The sequence below is a fragment of the Pradoshia sp. Z6_59 genome (genome assembly GCF_058267515.1).
On record NZ_JBZCPP010000004.1, the window covers coordinates 173,276 to 197,637 of the forward strand.

Genomic DNA, 24,362 nt, shown 5'->3' on the forward strand with positions numbered 1-24,362 from the left:
GTGGTTCTTCGACAATATGCGTTCATTGTCATCTTGGTCAGGGAGTGTTAGGATTTAATGGAAGATATTAGTGGTTCGCTAAAAGCAGGTAAGATGAATGAAAGGGGTGGGACCGCATGGACCAGTTAGACTCTTTAAATAAAAGTAAAGCCAGCTGTAAAAGGCTTGTCGATGATAAATCTGGATTAATTGTACCCTATCTTTGGTGCAAAAACGATCAAGATCAAGAGGGGATATCTGCTGCAGTACAGTTAACAAATAATGATTATTTCGATAGAGTGGATGTAGTCTGCAAAAATGATGGGGATCGGTCACTGGAAATTAAGATATTTTTTGTCCATGAGGCCTTCAGTGAAGTTTCGGCAAGTTTTTATAGTCCAACGGATTCTTTAATCTATTTATATGGAAAGAATACGATAAGCTTATTAAATGGAAATGATTGTGCATCTATATCAATAATGGAACGAAAACATAAAAAAGCGGTGTACGAATTAATGGGAAATGGCCAAATCATCCACTCCCCATTAGCCAGAGGTCTAGTTGTTTGTACAACGATGTACAAGCTTTTAGTGGAGCCTGGAGTGAAAATTGGGGTTTCTAATTGGATAATTACAGGCAACAATAAAGAGGAAGTTATGCTGTTTGATTACTTGGTCAAAAATCAGACTAGCATTTATTAGTGAAAGGTGATATTATAGAAAAGTCGTATAAAATGAAGTTTTGAATGAACTGGAGGGACTCACATGCGTGTAAACATTACTTTAGCTTGCACAGAGTGCGGTGAGCGTAATTATATCAGCACAAAAAATAAACGTAATAATCCTGATCGTCTTGAGCTTAAAAAATATTGCCCAAGAGAGAAGCGTACAACTGCACACCGCGAAACAAAATAAAACAACAGGAGGCTATCTCCTGTTGTTTTTTTTGGGATTATATAGAATTTAAGGGGATTTAACGCAATGTTAAAGGGAGAATTGAGATCGATTTATCGGAATTTATTAGCGGAATGTCCGTCATACGAGCGAGATACATATACATCTAAAATTGTAGAATACTTATTTAATCATGACATATGGAAGTGTGCAAAGACAATTGGAATCACAATTTCTCGGCATCCTGAGATTGAAACGAAAGGGATTATCGAGAGAGCGTGGAAAGAGAAAAAAAATATCGTGATTCCAAAATGCAATCCGCATACAAAACAAATGGAATTTTATCATTATAATCCAAATACGATACTGGAATCAGTTTATAGTGGTTTAAAAGAGCCCAGACCGGATAAAACACAAAAGATAGAAGCCGACCAAATCGATATGATGATTGTTCCGGGGCTCCTATTCTCAACAGCTGGATATCGGATTGGATTTGGCGGCGGTTATTATGACCGTTATTTAGCATCATTTTATGGAATTAAACTTTCGCTGGCGTTTATGATGCAAATAAGGGATGATATCCATACAGAAGAGTTTGACATCCCTGTCGACTATCTATTCACAGAACAAGGGGTAATAAATTGTGGGTAACTTAATCATTTATGGCGCTGTTGCTGTCGGCTCCTATGGGGCTTATCGGCTTAAAGCGCTGAGTAAATCGGGTGCTCTGGCAGCTTTTGTCTTGGGGGCTTCGATTGTTATAGGACTTGGATGGGAAGGCTTACTGCTAATTGGTTTGTTTTTTTCCTCATCTAGTCTGTTTTCCAGTTATAAAAAAAGAATAAAGCAGAGTATTGATCAAAAACTAGCAAACGGAAGTAGACGAAATTGGGCCCAGGTGGCAGCGAATGGCGGTCCTGCTGGCATAAGTTCTTTACTTTATTTTATATCTGACGGTTCGGATATCTGGTTAATTGCCTTTATCGTATCAATTGCAGCAGCTACATCTGATACATGGTCTTCTGAACTTGGTGTGTTGAGTAAATCTGACCCAATCCATATCATCAGTTTGAAGAGATGTGAACGGGGTACTTCTGGGGCAGTCTCAGTCTATGGAACTCTGGCTGGGCTGTTTGGCTCCATATTCATTGCAGTAATAGCAGGTATACTGTTTAATCTGTCATTTTCAACGATTCTCCTACTGAGTGTATTCGGGTTTCTGGGCAGTATTCTGGATACCCTACTGGGAGCTTTCCTGCAAGTCGAATATATATGCCCAGTTTGTTCGGTTCATACGGAGAAAAAAGTGCACTGCAATACACGATCTGTTAAAAGGAAGGGAATTAACTGGATTAATAATGAAATTGTAAACATAAGCTCAATTGTGATAAGCAGTATTCTATGTATAATAACTTGGTATAGTTTCACATAATACTATGGTATAAAGAGCTTTTATGTAGTTTGAAAAGGTGGTTTTTGTAATGAAAAACAATGTAAATCGTGTGGTCCTGGTTGGTACAGGGTTTGTTGGAAGCAGCTATGCCTTTGCTATGTTAAATCAGGGAATTACTGAAGAGTTTGTTTTAATTGATTTGAATAAGGATAAAGCAGAAGGCGATGCAATGGACTTGAATCATGGAACTCCATTTGCGCCGAATAGAACGAAAATTTGGTTTGGAGATTATTCCGACTGTAAAGATGCAGACATTGTCGTTCTAACTGCAGGCGCTAATCAAAAGCCTGGTGAAACACGTTTAGATTTAGTTGAAAAGAATATGAAAATCTTTAAATCCATTGTTGGAGAAATTATGGCTAATGGATTTAATGGAATATTCCTTGTTGCTGCGAACCCGGTTGATATTCTTACATATGCAACATGGAAATTTTCAGGTCTTCCTAAACATCGCGTACTTGGCTCTGGTACGATCCTCGATACGGCCAGATTCCGATTTATGTTAAGCGATTATTTTGAAGTGGACCCTCGTAATGTCCATGCCTATATCATTGGAGAGCATGGCGATACAGAATTGCCAGTATGGAGCCATGCCAATGTTGGTGGAAAGAACATTAGTGAGCTGATCAACAATAAAGATCATCAGTCAATGGAAGATTTGGATAAGATTTTCATTAATGTACGTGATGCAGCTTATGAAATCATTAATCGGAAAGGTGCAACATTCTATGGAATTGCCATGGGTCTAGTTCGTATTACAAAAGCCATCCTTCAGAATGAAAACAGCATTTTAACAGTATCAACCTTCCTTGAAGGGGAGTACGGCGAAGAAGATGTATATGTAGGTGTACCTGCGATAGTAAACCGTGAAGGAATTTCTGATATCCTCGAACTGAAATTATCAGATGATGAGCAAGAGAAATTTTCACATTCTGTTAAAGTATTAAAAGAAACGATGAATCCAATTCTTGATCAGTTACTATAAGTAGAATAAAAATCCCTTCTGTTCACCAAACTATATGGTAAACAGGAGGGATTTTTACATGAATAAATTCTTATTTATTTTCGCATCTGGCATAATAGGGTATATAGTGTTTCAAAAGAGGTCTTCCATTATGAAGAATCAAGTGCTGCGGAACATCCTTATAGCCGTACTAATGGAATTGCCGATTTTTAAAACTGTGCAAGATCAAACATAAAGAGCAGAGGAATTATTTCTGTTCCTCTAACGTAATGATAAAATAGATATAGAAACTTTACAGGGAGAGAAAGTAGGGGAATCCGTGAGTTTTAAAGAAGAATATATCTATTGGTCCTTTATCAATCAATTGATTACGAAAAAAGGGTATCGATTTATATCTGCATCCACTGATCAACAAGAGATATGGCTTGAAAATCAGTCGAGTCGGGTCGATCCCCTAATCCGTATAAAAAAAGAAGATTTGGATTGGTCCAATAATATGAAGCGTGACCGAAATCTTGTACTGCAGAATGCAGAGAAGATTCGGAAGTTCCTTTCCAGGAAGGAACTAACCGTTAAAACCATTTATGTTAGCCAATATGCTCCGGTAGATGATTATTCGGATATCCTTGGAAGGTACTCAAACGAAAGTCGTGCAAAAATTACGATTGATACCATGATTTTTCAAACAGAGACTATGGAAGAATCATTAATGGAATTGGAAAGATTCCTAGGGTTTCCATTGGAAGTGGTCAACAGGGATTATGAAGCTATAGAAGAAACTGAAATTAACCATCTTAAAGAAGATGCTTTGGCTGCTTCTTACCAAAAGCAGAAACAAGACGAACAAATCTTTAGTCATGGCAAACCAATTTTTACGTACTTGTTGATGGCTATCCAAGTTCTTATGTTTATTTTACTGGAGATGCGTGGTGGAAGTACTAATACTGAAACCCTCATCCAATTTGGTGCAAAGTATAACCCATTAATTATGGAAGGTGAATGGTGGAGATTCTTCACCCCCATCTTTCTTCATATTGGATTTACACACTTGGTTCTGAACACCTTAAGCTTGTATTTTGTCGGAGTTATTGTGGAGCGTATTTATGGAAGCTTAAGATTTCTGGTTATTTACTTTTTTGCAGGCTTTATTGGTTCGGTAGCAAGTTTTATTCTGATGCCCAATCTATCAGCCGGTGCCAGTGGAGCGATATTTGGCTTGCTCGGTGCCTTGCTATTGTTTGGTGTGCTTCATCCCAATCTCTTTTTCAGAACAATGGGATGGAATGTGATTGTAATTCTGGCCATAAACTTGGTTATTACATTCTCTGCAGATGCTATAGATAGTGCCGGCCATATCGGCGGTTTAATAGGCGGATTCCTCGCAGCAGCGATTGTTAGATTGCCGAAAAATCGCAAGCTTGCCATGCAAATGGGTGCTCTGCTCCTGACTGTTTTGTTAACAATAGGAGCAGTGGTATATGGTTATTCATCAAATGAATCTGACCATCAATATCATAATGATGTCACTTTTGCTCATGAATATGTTAATTCTAAGGAATATGACAAAGCCTATGAGCGTATCGAAGGCTATCTGAAGGAAGAAGACGCTCCAGAAGCATATTTTTTAGCAGGATATATAAAGTATCATCAATATGATTTGAAAGCAGCTGAGAAGTATTTTCTAAAAGCCATTGAACAGCAAGAAGTATTTCCAGAAGCATATTATGACATTGGACTGCTCTACTGGCAGCTGGGACAAATCGATAAAGCTAAAAAGTATATCCAGATAGCAGTTGATCAGGAACCGGATAATGAGGATTATAAAACTGCGCTGAATGAGCTAGATTCCGAATAGGTATTTTAATCTTTAAGGCAGCTGCTGATAATATTCATGTATGTTGCCTGATTTATCCTGGATAAGAATAATCAGCTTGTTTGAGTCTTGTTTGCGCAAAATCAAGGGGATGGTACTGTCTATCGGATCTATGACGGTACCATCCTGTTTTTTTATTCCTGAAACATAAATGGAATAAAAAGCTTCCCATAGCTTCTCCGTAATTTCCAGACGTTTTTGATCTGAATATCCGGCTAACAATCTTTTTTCTTCAGTCGAAAACTGTGTCAGGGGAACTACGTGATACTTTGTAATATCAATCTTTTTAGTATCTGTATAGCGATTGAGCACTTTAGTCAGCCTGGAATTACTTACAGAAGACAGGGTAAAGGCCCATTCTTTTTGTTCCTGGGTTTCAGGAGAATGAAATGCTTTGGTTGGTCCATAACGTGAAGCAATGACAAAAAGATTGCTATCAGTTAATTTAAATGAGCTGGTAATCGTGTCTTTTTCCGTATGAATCTCAGCATAATGAATGGTAACCACTTGAAATAAAGAAGATTCATGAGCTTTCACGGTTGTCTTTTGAAATATTCGATCTGTATTCTGCTCCCATTTCTTAGTAAACTCTTTTAAACGACCGTTTTGAAAAAGAAGTGAGAAGTCCTGTCTGAGATAACTTGTTTGATTTAAAATAGATTCAGTCGATAATGTAACATCGTACTGTTCTGTATCTTTTTCCTGCTTAGGCATGACAAGGGAAGAGGTTGTTTTAGTAAACGCAGCCTTTTGATTAAGTGGAAAATATTTAATGACAGCTATATCTCTTTGTATATAAAGCTGTTTCCACCACATAAAGGTAAACATGAGTACTAAACCTACTGTTAGATAACCAATATATTTTTTCAAAAGGATTCTCTCCTCACTTTAGATTATTGCCTTACGTATACAATCTTAAATTGATGTCAAATGATAAATAGACGGATGCTTTGTCCTAAGCAATATATGTGTAACTCTAAATACATATGCTTTGTTTATAAATGTCACAATTGACGGAATACAGAAAGAAAGTATCTTGAGGAGAACAGCTAAATTCAGATATACTAAAGAAGCAGGAAGGAATGTGACAAAAATGAAATCCGTATATGAAATTCAACAATATTTAAAGAGGTTTGGGACCATCATATATATGGGTGATCGATTAGCTGATCTGGAGATGATGGCAGGAGAATTAAGAGAGTTATTTCACTCTCAGTTGATTGAAATCAGAGATTATCAAACGGCTATTTTAATCTTGAAGCAAGAGATAGAGTATGAGAAGGAAAAGCAACAGCTAAAACAAAAACAATCGAAAAGGTGAATCAATATGCTGGGGAAACAAGATTGGTTACTGGGAATTGATATTGGCGGTACAACGATTAAGCTTGCTTTCATAGATAAGGAAGGGACCATTGTACATAATTGGGAGATCATAACGAGAACGGCAGAAAACGGTCTCCATATCGTTTCTGATATCGGCAAGTCTGTCAGGTCAAAATTGGAAGAATGGCAGGATGGTAATTTAGTAGGTGTCGGAATGGGTGCCCCTGGTCCAGTTAATTTTGAAAACGGTTCAATCTATGTAGCCGTGAATATTGGTTGGAAAGACTTTCCGTTAAAGGAACTGCTTGAAAAAGAATTAGGAATTCCTGCTGTAGTTGATAACGATGCAAATGTAGCATCCTTCGGTGAGTTTTGGAAGGGAGCAGGAAAAGGTACAAATGATTTAGTCTGTATCACTCTCGGAACTGGTGTGGGTGGCGGTGTAATCACAAATAAGCGTTTGGTGCATGGCGTTAGCGGGGCGGCTGGTGAGCTCGGTCACATAACGGTTCAGCCAGAGGGTGGAGCTCCTTGTAACTGTGGGAAAACAGGCTGTGTGGAAACGATCGCCTCAGCTACCGGTATCGTAAGATTGGCTTTAGAGAAGATTAAAGAGAATCCAGATTCGGACCTCTCGATTGTTTTTAACGAAAATGGGTTAATCACTTCTAAAGATGTAGTTGATTGTGCTATAAGCGGAGACCAGGCAAGTCTGGATGTCCTCGATGAAGTAGCTAAATACCTTGGACTTGCAGCAGCCAATGTGGGTAATATTATTAACCCTGACATCATCGTAATCGGTGGTGGTGTTTCAAAAGCCGGGGACATTATTTTAAAACCAATTGAGAAATACTTTAAGCAATTTGCTTTTCCGCGGGTTTCGGAATCAACTGAAATCAAAGTTGCATCTCTTGGTAATGATGCGGGTGTCATAGGCGCAGCGGGTTTAATCATGCAACAATTGGGACAAGAGATTTAAGAGTCCACATGCTGAGGCAAACGCTAAATCTAAGTAGAAATTAATTAATTTTGCAAGCATTTCAATGTATTTGTTGAAGTGCTTTTTTATTTGCACGAGTTTTTATAAAGGAAAATAAAAACCATATGTCGAAATTAGTTGGAAGTATAGCATGGAAATAGGTGATGGAGGGTTTGGGGATGAATGTGCCAAAGCATATTGTGTCTGCAGCAGCGATTGTTTTAAACGAAGCTGGGGAAATTTTGCTGATTAGGGGTCCACGCCGGGGGTGGGAAATGCCTGGAGGACAAGTCGAAGAAGGCGAGTCACTCAAAGATGCTGCCATAAGAGAAACAAAGGAAGAATCGGGAATTGATATCGAAGTGACTAAATTTTGTGGTGTTTTTCAAAATATAGACCTTTCTATTTGTAATACCTTAATTCTTGGGCAAGGCGATTGGGGGTACTCCTACTACCAGCCCTGAAAGTTTAGAGGTAGGTTTTTTTCCCATAGCAGAGGCACTGGAAATGGTAACCTGGAATAATTTCAGACAAAGAATTGAGTATTGTCTGGACGAAAGCATTCAGCCGTTTTATGTCGAATTTAATGGGAAGGACCGAGAAGGGGTTGTACACGAGCTATAGGTGGATGAAGCCAATCAAGATCAAACAGCGGGTGTCATTATTTAGTTTCAAAAGGGGGGTTCCATTTGTTTAATAGTAGTGTTCTTTCTCAAACCTTTATAAATTTTGCTGTAAGGGAATGTAAAGGCTCCAGCAGGCTATACGAGCACTTATCTATAAAAATTGCCCGAGATGAAGCGTTTTTAGAGATATGTAAGAATGCGAGGGACGGTCAGCCAATACCAAATCTTTTATTCGGTGCTGTCCACTATCTCCTTTTAAAGGGTAAAGAACATTCACTAAAAGAGTATTATCCTAGCTTGTTGACTATCCGAAGTCATATATGGAATCGTATGAATCTTATAGGGATTTTTGCTTTACTTATCGAGAAGAGATTGATTCTATTCTTAAATCGAGACGGGTTCAAACCAATGAAGTGCGAAGATGTGCATACCTGTACCCCGCCTTTTGTGCTGCTTATGAGATAGCTAAGAAACCTTTAGCGCTTATTGAAATTGGAACAAGTGCATGATTACAGCTTCTTTGGGACCACTATTCATATACATATGGGGAAGAGAATACCTATGGGAATTCAGAATCTAAACTTACAATTTCAGCAGAAATTATAGGAGAAGATGTACCAAACCTTCCCTCCATGCCGCCGCCAGTTACAACTAGGATTGGCTTGGATTTACATACGATTGATTTAAATGATGAGGACGAGGAAATGTGGCTTAAATCCTTAATATGGCCCGAGCATACGGAGAGGTTGTCTATGTTTGAAAAAGCTGCAGCCTATGTGAGAGGGAGTTCCGTAAAATTAGTAAACGGTGATGGCGTTGATTTATTACCTCACTGTATACAGGATATCGCAGAGGATCATGCCATTTGTATTTTTCATACACATGTTGCTAACCAAATGCCAATGGATGTGAAAAAGCATCTGTTGGAAACCATCGAGGATATTGGGAAGAAGAGAGAGGTATTTCATATTTATAATAATATTCAAGATAGATATTTGCATCTGGATTATTATTTGGATGGCATTCTGAACAAAAATACAATTGCAGAAACCGACGGGCACGGCAGATGGTTTAAATGGTTATGGGAGAGTGAGCGGACTATTAGTCAGTAGGAAATGAAATTTGCCCTTTTGAATTTGTTTTCTTTGACGGGATATTAAACAATGAGAGCATTAATCCACTTGGGTTAATGCCTTTTCTTTTTCGTTGACCCAACTGTTTTTCATTCGGTTTGAATTGGATAGTTGAGTGAAGGATGTAGGAGGTACGTGTCAAAGGACAGAGATAGCCGCCCCAAACCACCTATGGAGCAGTTATGCTCGGTTAAAGGTGCGTCATAGGGAATGAAAAGCCGTACTAAAATTCCATCTATGAAGTAACCTATGCCCCACCTATGAAGTACCTATGCTCCAGCTATACCGGGGTAAAGGTGCCTGAAAGGTGGGTGAAGTGTGTAGGAAAGCAGCTATACCCCACCTATGAAGTACCTATGCCCCACCTATACCCGGGTAAAGATGCCTGAAAGGAGGGTGAAGTGTGTAGGAAAGCAGCTATGTCCCACCTATGAAACACCTATGCCCCATCTATACCCGGGTAAAGGTGCCTGAAAGGAGGGTGAAGTGTGTAGGGAAGCAGCTATACACCACCTATGAAACACCTATGCCCCATCTACACCCCGCCTTTCCCCAGCCCATAACCCGCTAAATGGCATGCTGAATTAGGTTTATTCAGTAACAGACATCTATAATCAGCCGGTTTTTACGAATCTATACATAATATCTGTTAGCTTCTGTATTTTTTGATTGGAGTATTCATAAAATGAGTAGAAAAGGATGTGATTCTATGGAAGTCATCATAAAGAAGCCTGACTTATTATCGAGATTGGCAGTTTTGTATTCTATACCAATCGCACTTTTACGGGAATGTAATTTACATATTAGTAATAATGAGCTATCTGTTGGCGATATGGTTCATATACCTGGATATTGGACAAGGGAGGAAAGGTTATCGACCTTGGATATCACACACCCTATAGAACGCGAAAGAATTCAGGTAGCTAATTCATTGGAGAGTATGGAAGAGAACCCGAAGAAATCTGTTAGATTACCAGTGAAAATTCAACATAGTATTGTGGATCACACTTGTCCATATTCATCAAGTAAATGCATGAACGACATGGAAATTCTTACAACAATCTATCCTTTCCTGCAGATGAACTCTATCGGGAAATCTGAACTTGGCCAGGATATTTGGGAACTGCGCATAGGCGTTGGTCCGAAAAAAGTCCATATGAATGCCTCAATGCATGCGAATGAATGGATTACCAGCTTGGTTTTAATGAAGTGGCTGAATGATTATTTACTGGCATTAACGATGGGGACAAATTTAGGAGAATGTTCAGCACTGGAGCTATTCCTGGAGTGTGATTTGTCTCTTGTTATGATGGTGAATCCTGATGGTGTGGATTTAGTAGTAAATGGTCCATCTGAAAAAATGAAAAAAGATCTAATCAGGATGAATGGTGGAAGAGAAGAATTTTTAGGCTGGAAAGCGAATATTAGAGGAATTGATTTAAATAATCAATTTCCGGCAAACTGGGAGATTGAGAAAAAGAGAAAACGGCCCAAAAATCCTGCAGCAAGAGATTTCCCCGGAATCGAGCCTTTAACAGAAAGTGAAGTGAAATCACTGGTTGCACTTGTTCAGAAGGAAGGGTTCGATCGTGTAGTTTCTCTGCACACTCAGGGAGAAGAATTTTATTGGGGATATGAGAAAAAGGAGCCGGAAATCACTTCTGTTATGGCTAGGGAATTTACTGCAAGATCAGGCTACAAGGCCGTTCGCTATATTGATAGCCATGCAGGCTTTAAGGATTGGTTTATTGATCAGTTCAAGAAGCCGGGATTTACATTAGAGCTGGGTAAAGGAATCAATCCTCTTCCTTTATCACAATTTGAACAAATTTATCGGGATACAAAACCAATTTTAAATGCGTGTCTTTATTTATAGAAGATAGGGAACTGTTGAACGAAAAAGAGGAATCCTGTTTAAAGGATTCCTCTTTTTCAGATGTACAGCGTATACAATTAATGTACAGCAGGATAGCCGTCTCTAATGAAGGTCATGATGGCGAACCAGCCAAATACAACGGCAGTACCCAAAGCGAATACTAGCCCAAGGAAATTTTTGTTTTTAAAGGCGCTGATTAATGCGAAAACAGCCAAAATGGCAACTAAACCAAAAATAATTACCAATCCCATTTCATTTACCTCCCCTGGAATTATTAAGTAATAAAACCCAATAAATCATTAAATTGTAAAATAAATGCATTCAATAGTATTTTAATTCTTTTCAGATTATTTGTCGAGATATTATAGGCGATTTGGAAGGAATAGGGACAATACAGTATAAGACTCTTTATACAAAAGCATCACTTGTGTAAAATAAAAGAAACTAAACTGATACTTCAGGGGGAAAGACATGAAGAAAACATGGAAAAGAGTTCCTTTAGGGCCTTTGCAAACAAATTGTTATTTATATGCCAAGCAGGATGGTGAATGTTTAATCATCGACCCGGGCGAGGAAGCGGAAAAGCTGATTCAAATCATTCGTGAAAAGAAATGGAAACCAATTGCAGTTCTTTTAACTCACGCTCATTTTGACCATATAGGGGCAGTGGACAGGGTACGGGAAGTCTTTAGTATTCCAGTTTATGTGCACAAAAAAGAAACAGAATGGTTAACAAACCCGGCATTGAACGGTTCACAGTTTTTCCAACTGGGTGAGATTAAGGCTGCTCCAGCAGAAAATGTGATTTCAGAGGAAGGTATTCTAAAAATTGGGGATTTCACCTTTAACGTACTGTTTACACCTGGACATTCACCAGGAAGCGTATCTTATTATGATAAGGACGAGGCGCTTGTATTTTCAGGAGATGCATTATTCCAAATGAGTATAGGCAGGACCGATTTACCTGGTGGAAATCATCAACAGCTAATGAATAGTCTTCATAATAAATTATTAACTCTTCCAAAAGATACGCTTTGTTTATCCGGGCATGGGCCGGAAACCATTATTGAAGATGAGATAAATCATAATCCTTTTTTAAGATAAAAGTGAATAAATTGACCCCCCTTATCAATTAGTTAAGGAGGGTCAGGGGGTATTCCTATAAAATGGGAGGGGCCATTTTAAGTTATACCATAAATTTACAATAGGGATAATACGATGTCAACGCCTGTTGTGGAAATATTTACAAAATTAGGTGAATTTATGAAAAAAATAATCATTCGGTCCATCGAGGAAACAGAAGATTTATTTTTACCTTATGACAAATATATAGAGTTGGCATTGTATCATCCTGTATATGGCTATTACCAACGGAGAAAAGATAAAATTGGGAGTAGCGGTGATTTCTATACTTCGGTGAGTATGTCCCCTGTCTTTGGTGAATTTATAGGTAAATGGGCAGGAAGGAAGCTAATTGAATCCGACCTACCTCCCACTATATGTGAGCTTGGTGGTGGCACCGGGAAGATGGCATGTGATTTTTTGAGGGGATTGGAACTGGACAACCCAGAGCTGGCATCTAATGCAATTTATTATATTGTTGAATCCAGTTCCTATCATCGAGAATTGATTTTAGATATGGCAGCAAAGGATGATAGAATTCGTCTGTTAGATTCCATCAAGGATATGCCGGTAATTGAAGGTTTCATTTTTTCAAATGAATTTTTTGATGCTTTTCCTGTTCATGTTTTAATTAAAGATAAGAAACAGTGGAAAGAAGCAGGCATTACAGTAAAGAATGGAGAGCTATTTGAAACGGCCAGAGATCTCCATAATCAGATGATTTTATCCATTATAGAGAAGTTGGATATTCCGGAGTTTATCAATCGAATAGAGGTGCCATGCCCAATGATGCTTGCCTACGAGCAAATGATTGATAAAATGAAGAGCGGATATCTTATGACGATAGATTATGGAATGGATATGGAGGATTTCTATATACCTGCCCGAAAAAATGGTACCTTAAGAGGGTTTAAGGACCATCAATTAATAGGCTCAATTCTTGAACATCCAGGAGAAATGGATATAACGAGTACCGTCAATTTTTCATTGCTTAAATGGGCGGGGAAAAGGATAGGGCTTGATCTGGAGTACTGGGGAGGACAACAGTCATTTTTATTAGAGGAAGGGATATTGGGGGAGCTGGTCCCACATGCGGATACCAATCCTTTTTCTCCCACCGCCAGACGCAACAGACAAATTAAACAATTAGTTCTTGGAGACTGGATAAGTGATAGTTTCAGTGTTTTAGTTCAGTCCAAAAACATAAAAAAACCTTGATTGCTCTAGCTCAATCAAGGTTTTACTTTAAATTAATGTCCCGCTCCAGGAGTCATCATGAACGTTGTCCAATAGGTGAACCCTGCAAAGAAAACGGTTAAATAAGCACCGAAAACATATAAGTACATTCTTTCAGATAATTTTAAATAGCTTAAAATAACAAAGAAACCTGTTTGACCGAAAAAGATGAGTGATGTAGTATGCATACCGCCAACAAAGAACATGACTGCCATAATTCCAGTCCAGAAACCACATACTCTGAACATTCTGTCCATTCCTTAACCTCCCTTATCCCCTTATAATTCCATCACTACTATTATAAGGATATTGTTAAAGAATGTAAACTATCTTAAAATAGAATGACTGAATTGTGCGATTAATTTCCAGCGAGCATCTTGTATGTACAAGCATGGCAACCTGCATGATCAAACATATTTTCCTCTTCTATTAATTCGATTGAATCAAAAAGGACACTGAACATACCGCGTAAAAACTCATAATGCATTCCGCATACGGCTTCTTTTTGCTCAAAGGCAATTTCTTTAAAAGGACAGTTATGTATTCTAAAGAAAATGGTTGAATGATCCTCAGCTGTTACGAATTCCGGATAGAACCCGGCAGTAGTCGAGGCATCTTTTATGATAGAAAGCTTGTGGTCGAAGGACAGACTGTCCTGACTTTCTCCAATTCCTTTCATATGCTGTTCGGCCAGATCTTTCCCAAATAATCTTCCTGTATTGAATAATGCTTGCTTCCCTGCCTCACCCAGTGAGAACATTGTCTGAAGGGCTATTTTTGAAAGCAGTTGGTAATCGCGGTATGGGAAGTTTAATTGTATGACATCATCTGATAATCTATATAATCTGCTTGGTCTTCCACCTTTTCCTGTTTTCTTAGTTTCAGAAACAAGCATATTTACATCTTCAAGCTTTGTTAAATGTAAACGCGCAACATTGGGGTGAATCTCAAATATATCCGCAATTTCCTGTACCGTCACCTCGCTATGCCTTTTAGCTATATGCTGATAAATATAGTATCTGGTCGGATCTGATAATACATTGGTAATCTTTAATGTTTGGTCCATTGTGGTCCACCTCGCGCTCCTTAATAATTCCATTATAATACAGTCAATTAAGCATTGATATGCTGTTCATGACTATTCTGACTCTTTGGAAACATATGTTGTAATTTAGCCACATTTTGATAAGTCAATAATTTACCATGTATATAGTACTATCTTAATTTTAAAATTTATCTGTAAATATGTTAACAGAATAAAAGGAATGAAATATTTCATGATTATGAAAAATTACCCAAATTAACGACGAATTGTGACAGATTTCGAAACTTTCATAATTTCAGCAGGTATTGAGAAATTAATGTCTAATACCATTAAGAGAGTAACATATAAGGAGGTGAAACAAGAATTGCTCACCATCGATAAGCTAGCTGAAAAAGTTGTAACTGAAGCAGTAAAGTTCAAAGCCTCAGATATCCACATTGTTCCTCAACGCAAGAAAACCCATCTTTACTATCGGATTCACAATCGTTTATTTTCAGAAGGCAGTTACCAAAGAGACAGAGCAGAACGACTCATCTCCCATTTTAAATTTATGGCCGGGATGGATATAGGCGAAAAAAGACGTCCTCAGTCAGGGGCCTTAACGATGTTTGTTTCAAATAAATGGATTGGCCTCCGATTATCCACCTTGCCTACCCCATATTCTGAATCACTCGTCATTCGTATTATTCCAAGCTTACAAACTCTCCCAATCGAAGAAATCTCCTTATTTCCAAAAATGTCAACTACGTTAATATCTATGCTTAAACATTCCCATGGATTAATGATCATTTGTGGACCGACTGGGAGTGGGAAAACTACGACTTTATATTCCATGCTGCATCATGCCAAAAATACCGTTAACCGAAATATTATTACACTGGAAGACCCTGTTGAACATCAGTCCGATGATGCCATTCAAGTCCAGATTAATGAAAAAGCCGGTATCAGCTATTCTGTAGGCTTGAAAGCTGCTCTGCGCCACGATCCAGACATTATCATGATAGGAGAAATCAGGGATGCCGAAACGGCCAGAATAGCGGTGCGCGCTGCTTTAACAGGACACTTAATCTTAACAACAATGCATGCCAGTGATGTATTAGGTGCGGTTAGAAGGCTTTTGGAATTTGGGATAGACAGGGAGGAGGCAAAACAAACTCTTTTAGGAGTAACCTCTCAAAGATTATTGGAATTGCACTGTCCTTTTTGTAAGGGTGAATGCTCACCATATTGCCTTATGGAAAAGAGCAGGGGGCGGGTAAGTGTACATGAAATGATTTATGGCAATGAATTGGCGAAGGTTTGGGCAGAGATGGAGGGAGATGATGTGAACTTTCATTATCCGGATCTATCTTCTCTCATCAGCAAGGCTGTTGCCTATGGATTTGTGGATCAAAAAGAGTATGAGAGGTGGGTGCATGACGAGTAAACTAAAGTCCCGATGGTCTTGCAGGGATCAGGCGAGGTTTCTTCAGGAATTGGGCGATTTATTGGATAATGGCTTTACTCTTTATGAGGGTATTGAATTTTCGCTTATTCATGGAAAAAAGAAATATCGAGAAGAAATCAAGGATGCTTTGGAGTTATTGAAAGATGGCCATACTTTTAGGGACTTTTTAGAATGGTTGAATTTTGAACAAGAGCTGGTTGGTTTAGTATCCTACGGTGAAAAACACGGACAGCTATCCAAATCCTTGAAGAATGGAGGGGAAATATGGCTTAAGAAAAGTGAGGATCGGGCAAAATTAAAAAATTTATTGTATTATCCAGTCTTCCTACTCGTTTTTACATTTGCCTTGCTGCAAGTATTTACAAATTATTTGCTGCCCAAATTCTCAAGTATGTATCAGGGTGTAGGGCAGGAATCAAATATATTCTTAAAGCTATCAATTTTATTGGCTACCCTCGTTAACAATCTTCCATTTATTATCATCGTGCTCCTAACCATACATTTGCTTATATACCACTATTATTTAAAAAAACTATCCAAAATAAAACAGGAATTACTGATGAATAAAGTTCCGTTTCTGCGTTCATTTAGAAGGCTTTCCACGACATATTATTTCTCTATGCAACTGGGCTCATTATTAAAGGGCGGTATTTCTATAATCGATGCGTTGACGATTATGAGTAGGCAAGACCCCAAAAGCCTAGTTAAGGAAATAACCCATCATATGATTGAAAGTCTTCAAGAGGGAGATTCATTGGAAAGCATTTGTGGAACTTTTAAAATCTTTATGAATGATTTTGAGCGAGTAATCAGCCATGGGCAAAAAAATAGTTTATTAGGCGAAGAACTACTTTATTACAGCAGATTTCTGTTAAATGAGATGGAGATACAGACTGAAAAATATATAAAGGTGGTTCAACCGTTAATGTTTGGCCTTGTTGCCATTTTAGTGATCCTTCTTTATTTGGCAATTTTAATGCCGATGATTTCATTAATGAATACGATATAGGACGGTGTTTTTGATGAAATACAAAAACGAACAAGGTTTTACCTTAATTGAAATGCTAATTGTCATGTTGGTTATATCAGTTCTTTTGATTATTACAGTGCCCAATGTAATGAAAAATCAGGAAGCAGTTAATAGCAAGGGATGCGAGGCATATGTCAAGATGGTGGAGGGACAGGTGCAAGCTTATAAATTAAAGGAAGGTACGCTTCCCACGATGGAGCAGCTTATCTCTTCAGGATTTTTAAGAGAGGATGTTAAATGTCCTGAGGGGAAAACTGCATTGATTGCGGATGATGGGACTGTAACTCTTCAGGAACAATAAAAATGAAAAAGAATGAAGAAGGGTTTACGTTAATAGAGGTGTTGATTGTACTAGGATGTCTGACGTTAATGCTGACCATAGCAAGTGCGGTTACTAGTAAAATGTTTGAAACGTATGAACAAAAAGCATTTTTAAACCAACTCGAGAAGGACCTTTACTATGCGCAAGTCTATGCCATGGAAAATAACACATATGTCTTGCTTAGATTTATGACGGATCAAAATGAATATTCAGCATACTCATACAAAACAAACAGTCATATTATATCCACTCAGAAGGCTGAATCGATCAAGTTTAAAAAAGTTGGCAATGTGCCAGTTACCTATATTCCAGCAGGCAATATCCAAAGCCCGACAACAATCAATCTAACAGATAAGAACGGAAAAACGATATACAAGCTTGTCTTTCAATTAGGGAGGGGGAGATTTTATATATCAAAAGTATAAAGAGCATGGCTACGCTATCTTGGACCTTCTGATTTCGTTTGGCATACTCATCTTATGCTGCTGTTTATTGCTTCCGGCATATATGGAAAGCATTACACTAAAGAATGACTTAAGAATGGAGGAAGCCGCTCTTAATAGATTGTTTGAAAATCTAAATGATTATCAGATAAACGGCCGTCCATTATTTACTGGACAAGCAGAGATTGAGGGGAAAGCCTATACTTTTTATCTTGAAGGGGACGTTTATTTTGCAGAGTATAGCAACTCAAAGGACAAATTACAGAAAGTGTATGAAAAGCTGCCTGAAAAATGATGGCTTTACTTTGGTAGAGATACTATTTGCCCTTGGTTTATTTTCGTTATTAAGTGTGTTTATGACAAGTGCACTTACCAGCATAACAGACTGGCATGTCAAAGATACCAACACAAATGCAAGGATGGAATGGAATATCTTTATACGTCAGTTGGATCGTGAATTTCAAAAGACAAAAGACTTTGGAGTACCTAAAAGCAATATCCTTTTACTTGATAAAAGTGGGGAAGAAATAACATATGAAACCTATAACAATATGGTAAGAAGGCGAGTGAATGGTGCTGGACATGAAATGGTCCTTCAAGAAATTAAGAGCTTTCACTTAAAAAAAGAAGGAGAGTCACTGCTAATATCTGTGACTCTTATAAATGGTGATATGTATGAAAAACGGCTGTTCAAACGATATAAATTTGAACCTTCTTAAAAATGAACGTGGAATCTTTATGCCTGTTGCTTTATTGTTTTTTTCGGTTATATTTATCATTTGTATGTATTCGATAGGTAATATGGCTCAGGAAGTGAATTATCATAAATATCAAACCGAATGGTTAATCACCACTTATCTGGGTGATGCGGGTACACATGCTGCGATCTTAATGCTTGAAGGTGATGGTATTCCTGAGACAAAAGGGGAATGGATTTATTATAATGGAAGAATAGCCTATCATATAAAACCGCTTGAGAGAGGGTTCTATGAGATCTCATTGGATATTCAGACGGATCATAAGGTGAGACGGGAGACGATTACGTACTCAACTGAAGCAAAGAAAGTAGTGAAATGGTTAGATAGTTAGGGGGAACAAGATGAATGCCATTTATTTAATTGGATTTATGGGAGCTGGGAAAACAACTGTGGGTATGGCTCTCGCCGAAAAAATGCGTTTTCCCTTTTATGATAGTGATCAGGCGGTAGCTGAACGAACAGGAAGGTCGATTCCACAGCTCTTTGATGAAGTAGGTGAAGATGGATTTAGGGACCTAGAACAGCAGGCACTGCAATCATTGCCTGTCGAAAATTGTATCATCGCGACAGGTGGGGGAATCATTCTCAGGGAAGACAACCTGAATTATATGAAGGAGAAGGGAACTGTTATTTGGCTCCATGCCAATCCGACAGAAATAATAAAAAGGCTCGAGACTGATTCATCACGCCCTTTATTGTCTGGAAATAAAGAGGAACAAATCGTGCAGCTTTATCAAAAGAGGGTTGACCTATATAAGCTGGCTGCTGATTTACAGGTTCATACGGACGGAAAAACAAAAATGGAGATTACAGAAGAGATATTAATGAAAATCACCATAAACTAGCTAACTTCTTATAAATTAATGAATAACACCCTTGATAAATGGAGATACTTCTGATGGGTGAATGTCTGATGAAAACAAATGATTATGTAAAATTTTTAACAATTCAGTGGTTAGTGTATATGAAGCAGCCAAAGGAAGTACGTAAAGAGCAACGCCGTAATCATAGAGATGATCGGCCGCCATTAATGAGCCATTGGTTCGGAATCATTCCGTTATCGATTGAAATGCTCTTTAAACGTAAGGCGTAATAAATCATGCTTGTTTGAAAAAGCAGTGGATTTGCTGAACCCACTGCTTTTTTGTATTCTTTTTTATATCTTCATCTTAGATTAAGTCATATTCATGCCATCAAACAAAAAGCCACACATATATAGTATGGCTTACTCCATTATTAATTAATTGACTATTATATATAAATGATTAATCCCATTGCTTTTTCCATTCATCTATTTGTTGTTGATAATCCTCCTGAATGCCCTTTAATTCTTCTTCTTTTTTGTTCTTAAGCTGTTCAATACCATCTGCTCGTATTTTATGCATGTCAGAAGCTTTAGCTAGTATTTCCTTTTGGATAGAATCGCTTATCAGTTTTTCAGTATGAAGGGTTTGGATAGCTCCTTCTATTCTGCTTTTTTCATTAGTAGATAAAGAATTCAGTGAATTGGCTAGGTTGATAATTTCTTTTCGTGCATCAAGCATATCAAATGCATGAACAGCCTGTTTTCCGGATATTTCAAAGATAGAAGGGGACCATTTGTTTTTAATTTGGGCATCTAATTCAGATTTATCGCTAACCCGAATGAACTCACCCTTACCAGCTTCGGCTACCTGTTTTAACTGTTGGACGCCTTCATCATCTACATCAAAACCGATAATATTAACGGTTGCCTGGATGTTGGAATCATGTAATGATTGAGCAGCCTTTACGGGGTCCCCATCACATGTTTCAATTCCATCACTTACGATATAAATCTTATTATTATATTCACCACTATAGTTTGTAAGGATCTCTTGTGCTTTACTGATAGCTTGGCTAAGTGGAGTCCATCCGCTTGCATTAAATTTATTCATAGCGGTTTGAAATTCTGTCTGAGCATATGGTTTTAAAGGATAAACTGTATCAATTTTACCGCACGATTTTGCTTTATCTGCATCGGAACCGGTTCCTTCATGTCCATATACAAGAAGCGATGTATTTGTATTCTGTGGAAGAGAAGATACAAAGGTAGAAATGGCGTCTTTCGCTATATCGATTTTCTTTCCGCCTGGAACTTCTGCATTCATACTTCCACTGGCATCAAGTAATACAACCACATTCGTTTTTTCAGGTGTTTGTTGCTCTTCTTTTTCTTCTGCTGATCCTGTTGGTAGTTCAGGAGCTTTAAGGCCTGGATCATACATTCTTAATTGATCATAGTATGTTTGATATTCCCCGGTGCCAATAGCATAAATTAAATAGTCATAAAGTTCTTCATCGGTTAGTTCCTTATGTTCTTTTATGTGTTGGGTAATGGTCGTCTCGCTGTTTTTCTTAAATGTATCATTATAATAGTTTAAATAGGGTTGAGCATCCCAACCGGTTTTTCCGTCCAATTTCTTGTTGACTATTTCTTCCATTAATATTCCTTGCTCTTGAGTCATCATTCCTTCAAACGTGGCATCAGCTTTTGGGATTGCAGCTTCTGAGCTTTTTTTCTCAGATGGATTAACTGCTTTGGCAGTAGTCTCAAAATCATTCCCTTTATCTTTGTCATTGGGTGAGCATCCAGCTGTCAATATAAATAGTAGAAAAAGCAAAAATAAAATTAATTGATAGCTAATTTTCTTCATCTTGTACCTCCATATCATTCAAAAGTAAAAAAACAGATGAATATACTCAGATGAAAATAGCAGAGGATGTTTATGTCGTTCTTAATCTCCTATATTTTACATAAAAACATAATTATATGGAAATTTATTGAATGTTAGGATATAAATCGAAAGGAGGTGGAAACGTTGGATTAGGAGAATGCTGTATTAATTGAAATAGCTGCCTCGGTATGGCAGCTATATATTAGAAGTTCTATTTAGAAGTATTGAAGTAACCGACCATATATTCTGAAACTGGACAAGCAGGTTCGCCTTTTTACATTTCGATTCATAGCTTTAATGATTAAATAATGGAACGATAGAATGCTCACCAAACTGAGAACATTGATGAGTATCATTGAAAACATATGCCTTAATTGGCTGCCTCTGATTGATACTCAATTTTGTTTTGCGAATATCCAGCCTGAGCTTTATTAGATTCCTTTAGATAGCCTGACCGCTAAGATAAAAAAGTCCGCCATTTATGATGCTGACACGGATTCTGGGTTCGTATTGCATTCGCAATGCTTCCTTTTCAAGGTCATACATGTTAGTTTCCTCTTCTTTTTTGTCCTCATAAAAATGGTTCAGCAAACTCAAATCTTTATTCCAGCGCACGAGAGCCTCATCAGCCCACCCATGGTCATCCTGATTAATTTTATTTTGGATGTAAGTTTTGATACGATGCAATCCGCTTTGATAACGAATAATTGGTGTAAGCGTAAATGTATAGTCAGATATTTTAGGTGTAAGCGACAGTTTATCAGCTGAATCAATGAAATTTTCTACAAAAAGACCGTTGATCAGGTTTAATCCTATTGAAAAGAATAAATCCTTTTTTCGGTCGCATTCATAGGAGATATTAACATTTACACCTAACCAGGGAAATAAAGGCATCTGACCACTAGTCACTTTAATCTCCTCAAATAAACGGATATGCTTAGATAGTCTTTGGGCAGACGCGAATATTTGGTGCAGGCGAGGGGATCCGAAATGTATGAATTCCCCTTTTAAATCAGGAGGAGCTGCCTCTTTATCGAGGATAAACGTTAAACTCATCGGATTGGGCACTCCGCCAACTTTCTCGAGATAATGCCAATAAAAAGGGCGGTTCATTAGTTCTTTATCCATATCAATCGTCAATTGCACAGTTAGATGACCTGGCCCTTGATTGATGATTTCACATTGATTGGCTGTGAAAAATTGAACGAGAAACTCAAGAATTTCCTGTTGCTGCATGTGATGGCATCTCCTTTTTTAAATCTTGAGCAAGCTGTATTAGAGAAGTGAGATTATCCATTTTAACCTTCATCTCACCCTCTGTTTTTGATTTATTGAGGATATCGGTTAAATGCTCTTCAAGATTCTTAACCTCCAGCCTTGTTAAAATATCATCAAGTTCTCCTACGACGCGTTCAAATAATTGAATTTTTTCGTAGAGAATTTTCATAATATGATCTTCAATAGTATTTCTGGTCGCAAAATTATAGATTCGGACATCTTCTGTTTGTCCAAGTCTGTGAATTCGGCCGATTCTTTGTTCCAGGCGCATCGGATTCCAAGGTAAATCAAAGTTTATAATATGATGGCAAAACTGCAGGTTAATTCCTTCTCCACCTGCTTCTGTAGCAATTAAGACTTGCGCTTGTTTTTCAAATAGTTCCTTCATCCAGTCCTTCTTACTGCGTTTAAATCCGCCGCGGAATGGAACAGAACTGATTCCATTTTGCTTAAGAAACCACTGCAAATATAATTGTGTGGCTCGATACTCGGTAAAAATGATAACCTTATCTTTTATGGAATGAATCAATTCAAGCGCTTTTTTTGCTTTTGAATTGCCATCAACCAGTTCGACCAGGTTGATAAGGTTATGTATGGCTTCCTTAAAGCTTAGTCCGGCATCTGGGTTTCGATCGAGCATATTTTTCAGCGTAAAGTAGACGGCTTCTCTGCTGCTGCATGCCTCACGCTGGAGGATTAAAGAAGAAAATGTACTTCCGATACCCTCCGGCAATTCTTTCCTAAATGAAGAAACTCCATCATATAGAGCCTGCTCCTTTTCGGTGAAATCTATAAAAATGGTTTCAACCTTTCTCTTTGTCCATTCAATGCCGGTATCCTGGCGTTTATTTCGAATCATCACCATATTAACCAATTCTTTTAAATAAGCATCATCCTTTAATGAACGTTTCTTAGCAGAGAAGCGTTCATTAAATTTGGCATAGCTTCCTAAATGCCCTGGCTTAAGCAATGATACAAGATAAAAAATTTCTTCTAGCTTGTTTTGAATAGGGGTTGCCGTTAATAGTAGACAGAACTTTCTTTGGACTTTTTGTACAAACTCATAGTTTTTGGTTTTATTGTTTTTTAACTTGTGAGCTTCATCTATGATGACAATGTCATAGGTTTGTTCCAATATGGCAGAACGATGAGGCTCTCGTTTAGCAGTATCTATGGAAGTGATTATACATTCAGAATCCCACCCATACCCCTTTCTATATATGACAGCAGGTATGTGAAACTTCTGATTAAGCTCCTTTGCCCATTGGGATACGAGAGAGGCTGGGACTAGTATTAGTATTTTGCTTGCCAGGCCCCGAATCATATATTCCTTTAAAATAAGACCGGCCTCTATCGTTTTGCCAAGACCCACTTCATCAGCCAATATGGCTTTACCATTCATTCTTTCAATGACTTCGGTAGCAGCTTCGAGCTGATGGTTTAAAGGTGTAAATCCTGATAAATGCTTTGGTGCAAGGAGGCCGTTGAAATCTGGAATCAGATTATGCTTTTCGGCCTCCAATCCGAGTTTAAAAAGAGAGTAGCTGCACCATGGGCCGTCCTCCATAATCTTTTCTTCAAGCTCCTTTTCCCAATCTTCATCAAAATAGACCTTTGGTGTTAAACTCAATGTGAATCCCAACTTTCTTTACTTAAGCTAGTTAGATAAATGTTTGATAGTAATTTATAGAAGTCTCCGTCTCAGATAGGTGCTGCTATCAATTCCAAAATAACAGTAGAAGGGTAATCTTCGGCTAAAATCTGATTAACGCCTTATGCGGTTGACGGATATTTATAAGGAATTGATTAAGCCGACCCCTAAACGATTTTTCACCGCAATAAAGCTGAGGTATTACTGACAATTTTTTTAGTTTCCTATTCATTCA

Annotated in this window: 28 protein-coding genes and 2 pseudogenes; 23 read left to right on the forward strand and 7 right to left on the reverse strand. The window is 37.9% G+C overall.

Features of this window, described 5'->3' with window-relative positions; all coding sequences use genetic code 11:
* The first annotated feature begins 116 nt into the window (after nt 1-116).
* The 7 genes from AC4D4B_RS06290 to AC4D4B_RS06320 all read left to right on the forward strand — a co-directional run bounded on the left by AC4D4B_RS06290 (nt 117) and on the right by AC4D4B_RS06320 (nt 5,144).
* Complete coding sequence (locus tag AC4D4B_RS06290; RefSeq protein ID WP_490999443.1) at nt 117-680, forward strand: hypothetical protein; 564 nt, start codon at nt 117-119, stop codon at nt 678-680.
* Between the two features lie 63 nt (nt 681-743).
* Nucleotides 744-893 (forward strand): 50S ribosomal protein L33, encoded by a 150-nt coding sequence (gene rpmG, locus AC4D4B_RS06295; protein ID WP_066105110.1) that lies wholly within the window; start codon nt 744-746, stop codon nt 891-893.
* Nucleotides 894-959: 66 nt separating this feature from the next.
* Nucleotides 960-1,523 (forward strand): 5-formyltetrahydrofolate cyclo-ligase, encoded by a 564-nt coding sequence (locus AC4D4B_RS06300; protein WP_490999444.1) that lies wholly within the window; start codon nt 960-962, stop codon nt 1,521-1,523.
* Nucleotides 1,516-2,304, forward strand: coding sequence for a DUF92 domain-containing protein (locus AC4D4B_RS06305; RefSeq protein ID WP_490999445.1), 789 nt, complete (start codon nt 1,516-1,518; stop codon nt 2,302-2,304). The genes AC4D4B_RS06300 and AC4D4B_RS06305 overlap by 8 nt, the downstream gene beginning before the upstream one ends.
* Before the next feature lie 49 nt (nt 2,305-2,353).
* Nucleotides 2,354-3,310 carry an L-lactate dehydrogenase gene (locus AC4D4B_RS06310; RefSeq protein WP_490999446.1) on the forward strand — a complete coding sequence of 319 codons (957 nt, stop codon included), beginning with the start codon at nt 2,354-2,356 and terminating at the stop codon, nt 3,308-3,310.
* Nucleotides 3,311-3,368: 58 nt separating this feature from the next.
* On the forward strand, nt 3,369-3,524 hold the full coding sequence (locus tag AC4D4B_RS06315) for a hypothetical protein (protein ID WP_490999447.1): 156 nt from the start codon (nt 3,369-3,371) through the stop codon (nt 3,522-3,524).
* A gap of 84 nt (nt 3,525-3,608) precedes the next feature.
* Complete coding sequence (locus tag AC4D4B_RS06320; protein ID WP_490999448.1) at nt 3,609-5,144, forward strand: rhomboid family intramembrane serine protease; 1,536 nt, start codon at nt 3,609-3,611, stop codon at nt 5,142-5,144.
* 12 nt (nt 5,145-5,156) lie between these two features.
* On the opposite strand, the gene AC4D4B_RS06325 is transcribed toward AC4D4B_RS06320, so the two are convergent.
* Nucleotides 5,157-6,032: a hypothetical protein gene (locus AC4D4B_RS06325; RefSeq protein WP_490999449.1), complete on the reverse strand. Its 876-nt coding sequence runs from the start codon at nt 6,030-6,032 to the stop codon at nt 5,157-5,159.
* 223 nt (nt 6,033-6,255) lie between these two features.
* On the opposite strand from AC4D4B_RS06325, the gene AC4D4B_RS06330 reads away from it, so the two are divergent.
* From AC4D4B_RS06330 to AC4D4B_RS06350, 5 genes and pseudogenes are all read left to right on the forward strand, one after another.
* Nucleotides 6,256-6,483 (forward strand): YqgQ family protein, encoded by a 228-nt coding sequence (locus AC4D4B_RS06330; RefSeq protein ID WP_066105666.1) that lies wholly within the window; start codon nt 6,256-6,258, stop codon nt 6,481-6,483.
* Nucleotides 6,484-6,489: 6 nt separating this feature from the next.
* Nucleotides 6,490-7,464 (forward strand): ROK family glucokinase, encoded by a 975-nt coding sequence (locus AC4D4B_RS06335; protein WP_490999450.1) that lies wholly within the window; start codon nt 6,490-6,492, stop codon nt 7,462-7,464.
* Nucleotides 7,465-7,643: 179 nt separating this feature from the next.
* Nucleotides 7,644-8,088: pseudogene (locus AC4D4B_RS06340) on the forward strand (NUDIX hydrolase).
* A gap of 65 nt (nt 8,089-8,153) precedes the next feature.
* Nucleotides 8,154-9,202, forward strand: a pseudogene (locus AC4D4B_RS06345) (DUF2332 domain-containing protein).
* Nucleotides 9,203-9,908: 706 nt separating this feature from the next.
* Nucleotides 9,909-11,099 carry a M14 family metallopeptidase gene (locus AC4D4B_RS06350; RefSeq protein ID WP_490999451.1) on the forward strand — a complete coding sequence of 397 codons (1,191 nt, stop codon included), beginning with the start codon at nt 9,909-9,911 and terminating at the stop codon, nt 11,097-11,099.
* A 77-nt stretch (nt 11,100-11,176) separates the two neighbouring features.
* Here AC4D4B_RS06350 and AC4D4B_RS06355 read toward each other — a convergent pair whose 3' ends face one another.
* Nucleotides 11,177-11,350 carry a DUF2759 domain-containing protein gene (locus AC4D4B_RS06355; protein ID WP_490996030.1) on the reverse strand — a complete coding sequence of 58 codons (174 nt, stop codon included), beginning with the start codon at nt 11,348-11,350 and terminating at the stop codon, nt 11,177-11,179.
* A gap of 220 nt (nt 11,351-11,570) precedes the next feature.
* On the opposite strand from AC4D4B_RS06355, the gene AC4D4B_RS06360 reads away from it, so the two are divergent.
* A complete protein-coding gene (locus AC4D4B_RS06360; RefSeq protein WP_490996031.1) occupies nt 11,571-12,203 on the forward strand; it encodes an MBL fold metallo-hydrolase in 633 nt (210 codons plus the stop codon).
* Between the two features lie 114 nt (nt 12,204-12,317).
* Entirely contained in the window at nt 12,318-13,439 is a 1,122-nt protein-coding gene (locus tag AC4D4B_RS06365; RefSeq protein ID WP_490999452.1) for a class I SAM-dependent methyltransferase, read from the forward strand.
* Nucleotides 13,440-13,471: 32 nt separating this feature from the next.
* Here the strand turns inward: AC4D4B_RS06365 and AC4D4B_RS06370 are convergent, their stop codons facing one another.
* Nucleotides 13,472-13,714 carry a DUF2626 domain-containing protein gene (locus tag AC4D4B_RS06370; protein ID WP_066105073.1) on the reverse strand — a complete coding sequence of 81 codons (243 nt, stop codon included), beginning with the start codon at nt 13,712-13,714 and terminating at the stop codon, nt 13,472-13,474.
* A gap of 101 nt (nt 13,715-13,815) precedes the next feature.
* On the reverse strand, nt 13,816-14,523 hold the full coding sequence (locus AC4D4B_RS06375; RefSeq protein ID WP_490999453.1) for a helix-turn-helix transcriptional regulator: 708 nt from the start codon (nt 14,521-14,523) through the stop codon (nt 13,816-13,818).
* A gap of 247 nt (nt 14,524-14,770) precedes the next feature.
* Between AC4D4B_RS06375 and comGA the strand changes: the two genes are divergently transcribed.
* The 9 genes from comGA to AC4D4B_RS06420 are packed head-to-tail and all read left to right on the forward strand — an operon-like array spanning nt 14,771 to nt 19,595.
* The gene (comGA, locus tag AC4D4B_RS06380; protein ID WP_490999454.1) at nt 14,771-15,928 is read left to right on the forward strand and encodes a competence type IV pilus ATPase ComGA; all 1,158 of its coding nucleotides are present in this window, start codon (nt 14,771-14,773) and stop codon (nt 15,926-15,928) included.
* Nucleotides 15,918-16,958: a competence type IV pilus assembly protein ComGB gene (comGB, locus tag AC4D4B_RS06385; RefSeq protein WP_490999455.1), complete on the forward strand. Its 1,041-nt coding sequence runs from the start codon at nt 15,918-15,920 to the stop codon at nt 16,956-16,958. The genes comGA and comGB overlap by 11 nt, the downstream gene beginning before the upstream one ends.
* Nucleotides 16,959-16,971: 13 nt before the next feature.
* Entirely contained in the window at nt 16,972-17,280 is a 309-nt protein-coding gene (gene comGC, locus AC4D4B_RS06390) for a competence type IV pilus major pilin ComGC (RefSeq protein ID WP_490996036.1), read from the forward strand.
* A 2-nt stretch (nt 17,281-17,282) separates the two neighbouring features.
* Entirely contained in the window at nt 17,283-17,726 is a 444-nt protein-coding gene (comGD, locus tag AC4D4B_RS06395) for a competence type IV pilus minor pilin ComGD (RefSeq protein ID WP_490996037.1), read from the forward strand.
* A gap of 19 nt (nt 17,727-17,745) precedes the next feature.
* A complete protein-coding gene (locus AC4D4B_RS06400; RefSeq protein WP_490999456.1) occupies nt 17,746-18,039 on the forward strand; it encodes a hypothetical protein in 294 nt (97 codons plus the stop codon).
* Nucleotides 18,017-18,463 carry a competence type IV pilus minor pilin ComGF gene (gene comGF / locus AC4D4B_RS06405; RefSeq protein ID WP_490999497.1) on the forward strand — a complete coding sequence of 149 codons (447 nt, stop codon included), beginning with the start codon at nt 18,017-18,019 and terminating at the stop codon, nt 18,461-18,463. The genes AC4D4B_RS06400 and comGF overlap by 23 nt, the downstream gene beginning before the upstream one ends.
* Nucleotides 18,450-18,833, forward strand: coding sequence for a hypothetical protein (locus AC4D4B_RS06410; RefSeq protein ID WP_490999457.1), 384 nt, complete (start codon nt 18,450-18,452; stop codon nt 18,831-18,833). The genes comGF and AC4D4B_RS06410 overlap by 14 nt, the downstream gene beginning before the upstream one ends.
* Before the next feature lie 10 nt (nt 18,834-18,843).
* Nucleotides 18,844-19,347, forward strand: a complete 504-nt coding sequence (locus tag AC4D4B_RS06415) for a shikimate kinase (RefSeq protein WP_490996040.1) — start codon at nt 18,844-18,846, stop codon at nt 19,345-19,347.
* 53 nt (nt 19,348-19,400) lie between these two features.
* Nucleotides 19,401-19,595: a YqzE family protein gene (locus AC4D4B_RS06420; protein ID WP_490999458.1), complete on the forward strand. Its 195-nt coding sequence runs from the start codon at nt 19,401-19,403 to the stop codon at nt 19,593-19,595.
* A 172-nt stretch (nt 19,596-19,767) separates the two neighbouring features.
* On the opposite strand, the gene AC4D4B_RS06425 is transcribed toward AC4D4B_RS06420, so the two are convergent.
* From AC4D4B_RS06425 to AC4D4B_RS06435, 3 genes are all read right to left on the reverse strand, one after another.
* On the reverse strand, nt 19,768-21,177 hold the full coding sequence (locus tag AC4D4B_RS06425; protein WP_490999459.1) for a vWA domain-containing protein: 1,410 nt from the start codon (nt 21,175-21,177) through the stop codon (nt 19,768-19,770).
* Nucleotides 21,178-21,639: 462 nt separating this feature from the next.
* Nucleotides 21,640-22,434, reverse strand: a complete 795-nt coding sequence (locus tag AC4D4B_RS06430; protein ID WP_490999460.1) for a YqhG family protein — start codon at nt 22,432-22,434, stop codon at nt 21,640-21,642.
* Nucleotides 22,412-24,043 carry a DEAD/DEAH box helicase gene (locus AC4D4B_RS06435; RefSeq protein WP_490996318.1) on the reverse strand — a complete coding sequence of 544 codons (1,632 nt, stop codon included), beginning with the start codon at nt 24,041-24,043 and terminating at the stop codon, nt 22,412-22,414. The genes AC4D4B_RS06430 and AC4D4B_RS06435 overlap by 23 nt, the downstream gene beginning before the upstream one ends.
* Nucleotides 24,044-24,362: the final 319 nt, after the last annotated feature.

Coding starts and splice junctions, on each gene's coding strand:
- AC4D4B_RS06430 (WP_490999460.1), bottom strand. CDS start 22,434: ATGCAGCAACAGGAAATTCTTGAGTTTCTCGTTCAATTTTTCACAGCC.
- comGD (WP_490996037.1), top strand. CDS start 17,283: ATGAAAAAGAATGAAGAAGGGTTTACGTTAATAGAGGTGTTGATTGTA.
- AC4D4B_RS06360 (WP_490996031.1), top strand. CDS start 11,571: ATGAAGAAAACATGGAAAAGAGTTCCTTTAGGGCCTTTGCAAACAAAT.
- AC4D4B_RS06315 (WP_490999447.1), top strand. CDS start 3,369: ATGAATAAATTCTTATTTATTTTCGCATCTGGCATAATAGGGTATATA.
- AC4D4B_RS06435 (WP_490996318.1), bottom strand. CDS start 24,043: ATGGAGGACGGCCCATGGTGCAGCTACTCTCTTTTTAAACTCGGATTG.
- comGF (WP_490999497.1), top strand. CDS start 18,017: ATGAAAAGCTGCCTGAAAAATGATGGCTTTACTTTGGTAGAGATACTA.
- AC4D4B_RS06365 (WP_490999452.1), top strand. CDS start 12,318: ATGTCAACGCCTGTTGTGGAAATATTTACAAAATTAGGTGAATTTATG.
- AC4D4B_RS06415 (WP_490996040.1), top strand. CDS start 18,844: ATGAATGCCATTTATTTAATTGGATTTATGGGAGCTGGGAAAACAACT.
- AC4D4B_RS06310 (WP_490999446.1), top strand. CDS start 2,354: ATGAAAAACAATGTAAATCGTGTGGTCCTGGTTGGTACAGGGTTTGTT.
- AC4D4B_RS06375 (WP_490999453.1), bottom strand. CDS start 14,523: ATGGACCAAACATTAAAGATTACCAATGTATTATCAGATCCGACCAGA.
- AC4D4B_RS06300 (WP_490999444.1), top strand. CDS start 960: ATGTTAAAGGGAGAATTGAGATCGATTTATCGGAATTTATTAGCGGAA.
- AC4D4B_RS06350 (WP_490999451.1), top strand. CDS start 9,909: ATGAGTAGAAAAGGATGTGATTCTATGGAAGTCATCATAAAGAAGCCT.
- AC4D4B_RS06335 (WP_490999450.1), top strand. CDS start 6,490: ATGCTGGGGAAACAAGATTGGTTACTGGGAATTGATATTGGCGGTACA.
- AC4D4B_RS06425 (WP_490999459.1), bottom strand. CDS start 21,177: ATGAAGAAAATTAGCTATCAATTAATTTTATTTTTGCTTTTTCTACTA.
- comGB (WP_490999455.1), top strand. CDS start 15,918: ATGACGAGTAAACTAAAGTCCCGATGGTCTTGCAGGGATCAGGCGAGG.
- rpmG (WP_066105110.1), top strand. CDS start 744: ATGCGTGTAAACATTACTTTAGCTTGCACAGAGTGCGGTGAGCGTAAT.
- AC4D4B_RS06330 (WP_066105666.1), top strand. CDS start 6,256: ATGAAATCCGTATATGAAATTCAACAATATTTAAAGAGGTTTGGGACC.
- AC4D4B_RS06370 (WP_066105073.1), bottom strand. CDS start 13,714: ATGGACAGAATGTTCAGAGTATGTGGTTTCTGGACTGGAATTATGGCA.
- AC4D4B_RS06420 (WP_490999458.1), top strand. CDS start 19,401: ATGGGTGAATGTCTGATGAAAACAAATGATTATGTAAAATTTTTAACA.
- AC4D4B_RS06355 (WP_490996030.1), bottom strand. CDS start 11,350: ATGGGATTGGTAATTATTTTTGGTTTAGTTGCCATTTTGGCTGTTTTC.
- AC4D4B_RS06290 (WP_490999443.1), top strand. CDS start 117: ATGGACCAGTTAGACTCTTTAAATAAAAGTAAAGCCAGCTGTAAAAGG.
- comGC (WP_490996036.1), top strand. CDS start 16,972: ATGAAATACAAAAACGAACAAGGTTTTACCTTAATTGAAATGCTAATT.